The 3,260-nt window shown below is 60.0% G+C and carries 2 protein-coding genes; both read right to left on the minus strand.

All coding sequences use genetic code 11. The annotated features are described in order from the left end of the window. Positions 1–2,513, minus strand: a 2,513-nt coding sequence (locus ACSFBL_RS35320; protein WP_435520455.1) for an ATP-binding protein, incomplete at its 3' end; no start/stop codon positions are given. Between the two features lie 558 nt (positions 2,514–3,071). Further along, positions 3,072–3,260 (minus strand): hypothetical protein (locus ACSFBL_RS35325; RefSeq protein WP_435520456.1); only part of this gene is annotated, 189 nt, incomplete at its 5' end.

Genomic DNA, 3,260 nt, shown 5'->3' on the forward strand with positions numbered 1-3,260 from the left:
TGCTGTGTTCCATGACGCGTCATGCGAGCGTCAATCGCCCCTATCATCAACGCGGCGCCTTTCAGGTTCCCCAGCTTGGCGGCCAAGAGGGCTAGGCTAGAGCCAAAGATCGGCCACTGGGCAGAGCGCTTGAGATGTTGCGCTGCATTGATCGCAGCCCCAGAAGCAGCGCCAAGCTCACCCTGCTGCACAAGAGCGAGTACAAGGTAAGACAGCACTTGACCCAGGCCTTCGCTGCCTTGACCTTGCAAGTTGCCTTGCTCTGCAAGCACCTGCAAGCGATTCGCTGCTTCCCCGGCTTCGCCTCGCAAGAGGGGTTCCAGTGCAAGATTGGAGCGGACTATGAAGGCCCAGCGGCCACCCCCTTCGCCGGCTGCATCCAAGTCAGCCAATGCCGCGTTGATAGCTGTCGTTGTGGCGCCCTGTTTGCCCGTCTCCCGATCAAACATGGCGCGAAAGAAAGAGAGCCTGCTGCGCAGCCATGCCGGCCAGTCGGGCTTTTCTAGACTGGCTGCCACGTCGAGCGCCGCGTACGCTGGCACGAAATCGCGCCGACTGCCAGCCCTGAATGCGTCTAGGCACAGTGCATGCGCCTGCATGCGCGGTTCGTGCAGCGCCTCCAACTCGACCGCTACGCTCTCCGGGCGTTCGGGCCAAGTATCCGATCTCCACCAGACTCCTTGTCCCCAATGAATCCAGCAGTACCGCAACTTCGCTGCGCCTTCGGGCGTCACCGGATTCATGCTCTGAGCGAGTGTGTGCCACCAACGTGGGCTTTGCGCCGACAAAGGCAGGAGAAGGCTCATCGGCGCAGCTGCTACCAGCAACTCGAGACCGGTGCACGGATCGCCATTCGAGTCGAGCGAGTTGTCGATAGCTTCCCGAAGGTTGTCGAGTTCAGTTTTCCGCGCACTCAGGAACCGATCCTCCGTCCACGTGCCACCGTAGAGGAGACCAGCGACTGCCCGAAAGTACGTGGAAAAGTATTTGGCATGAAGGAGCCGCAGCGTTGCCGTTTCCCCTGCTTGGGCAAGTTTCTCAATGGCGTAGAGCCGCATGCTCTCGAGTAGGCGCAAGCGGGATTGCTCACTACTCTCGGGCACGACCAGCGATCGATCGACCAGCTTGCCCAAAACTTCCAGTACCCGCGATTGGCTTAGTCCATCGCCACTGGCAACGTGCTGAGCGGCCTTAACCGTGCAGCCGCCACTGAAGACGCCCAAGCGTCGAAACACGGCCTGTTCTTCAACGTCGAGTAGACCATGGCTCCAGTCCAACACGGACCGCAACGTCTGGTGCCGCTTTTGATGGTCGCGCGGGGCAGACGTCAGAATGTCCAACCGCTGCGCGAGACGTTCGTGAACCCCCTCCACGCCGAGCAAGGGGACACGTGCCGCCGCGAGTTCGAGCGCCAAGGGCAGCCCATCGAGCTGGCGACAGATGCCAACGGTCCAAGCGACATTGCGCGCATTGAGTGCGAAGTGCCTGTCCAACGCCGACACGCGTTCGCAAAACAGTCGCACGGCGCCATACTCGATCGCTTGACCGACATCCAGCGTCTCGGGCAAGGCCAGAGGACCCAACCGGAACAGATGCTCGTCCGACAGTCCGAGCGGAAGTTGACTGGTTGCAAGAATGTGCGTTAGAGGCGCCTGCTTAAGAAGGGCTTCGGAAAACCCAGCCACCGCATCGATTAGATATTCGCAGTTGTCTAGCACGAGCAGCAGGCGCTGCGCTTCGAGGGTCGTCATGAGCTCGCCCAATGGCGGCCGGCGTCCGCTCAACGCGACGCCGAGCGCGCCCGCCACGGCGCCCGGCAGCGACGCGCCATCTGTCAAAGGCGCCAGTTCGACCAGCCACACGCCATCGGGGTAGCGCTGGCGGATCAAAGACGCGGCCGCTTCGGCCATGCGGCTCTTGCCAAGGCCACCGGCACCAACAATAGTGACCAGCTTATGCGCCTCGATGGTCGCTTCGAGCGCGTCCAGGTCGTTCTCGCGCCCATACAGTGGTGGCAACTCTTTTGCGAGGTTTGTTGGGACCTGATCGAACGGCGTCGGCGTATGGGCGACGGCTTCACTGCGCGCAGCTGAGCCGCCGATTAGTGCATAGCCACGCTTAGGAACTGTCTTGATGACCTGATGCCCGGCGGCACCGAGCGCGGCGCGTACATTACAAACAGCCTGCGTCAGCGAGTCGTCGGTGACTACCAGGCCGGGCCAGACGGCTTCAAACAACTCCTCCTTGGTCACCACGCGGCCGGGGTTCAACGCCAAATGGCGAAGAACTGCCCAAGCTTGCGGCCGCAAATCGACGGTCGTGCCGTTCGCGTCAAGCAGCAAATCAGTGCCCAAATCAAGCACAAAGCCTGCCGCCAGCGGAACCACCATTGAACCTGCTTGCAAGAATCCCGGCTTGTTCATCGACCCTCCGTTGCCGATCTCAGTAATTTTCGGCGTTTGATCAACCGGGCGCAAGGTGACGAAGCCTATGTCAACTGGAACGCGAACCATCAGACAAATTTGCTCTTGGTTCGTCAAATCTTAGGGGCTCTGAGCTATTCGAACTTCGAAGGAATGGTCGAGTTCGTTTGGTCGCGAAGACGTTTGCACCCGTTGATTCATGTTTGACGCAGGCCTATGACGTCGCAATAAGAGGTCGAGACCCATCTGCCATCTTGAGGGAATGCCAAGCAGCAGCCTTGGTTCAGCGTGCGCTCGATTGCGGGTACGCCATTACTGACGAACTGTTCAAGCTGTCGGGGCCTGGTGGAAGAGCGAAGGAATCTGAAAGCATTGTCGAGACTCGCTGTCCTGCTTTAAGTGAGTTCTTTGACAGACGACGGCGCGTCGTCAGGTCCAGTCCTCGCGGTCACGACTAAGTGCGACGGAGAGCTGGTGCATGGCATACGTCCTCTGACGACAGGCATGTATTGAAGCAGCCGTTGTCCACATAGTTGCCGCCTGGGAAAGTCGCTCGGCATTTTCCCCTGCAGTCAAATTCGCAGAGCGACTCGCAATCGGCCCAACCCTGTATCGGTGAGGTAACGGTTGCGATTAAGAGGGCGTTCCTCATTCAAAACGGGCCATGTTCCCCCTACTTAGCTGCACGCTGGCAACGGGGACTTCCGACAGCGTCACCTCAGACCGCTCGCCGCCGCCCGACCAGCCTGATTCAACGGCGCGAACGAACGCTGATCGATCCGAGTCGTTGGACTTCAAGCGAGCTTCGATGCGTCCAGAATCCGGGCCAAGCGAGTT

The organism is Variovorax glacialis (assembly GCF_051216375.1).
Taxonomy (GTDB): domain Bacteria; phylum Pseudomonadota; class Gammaproteobacteria; order Burkholderiales; family Burkholderiaceae_C; genus Variovorax.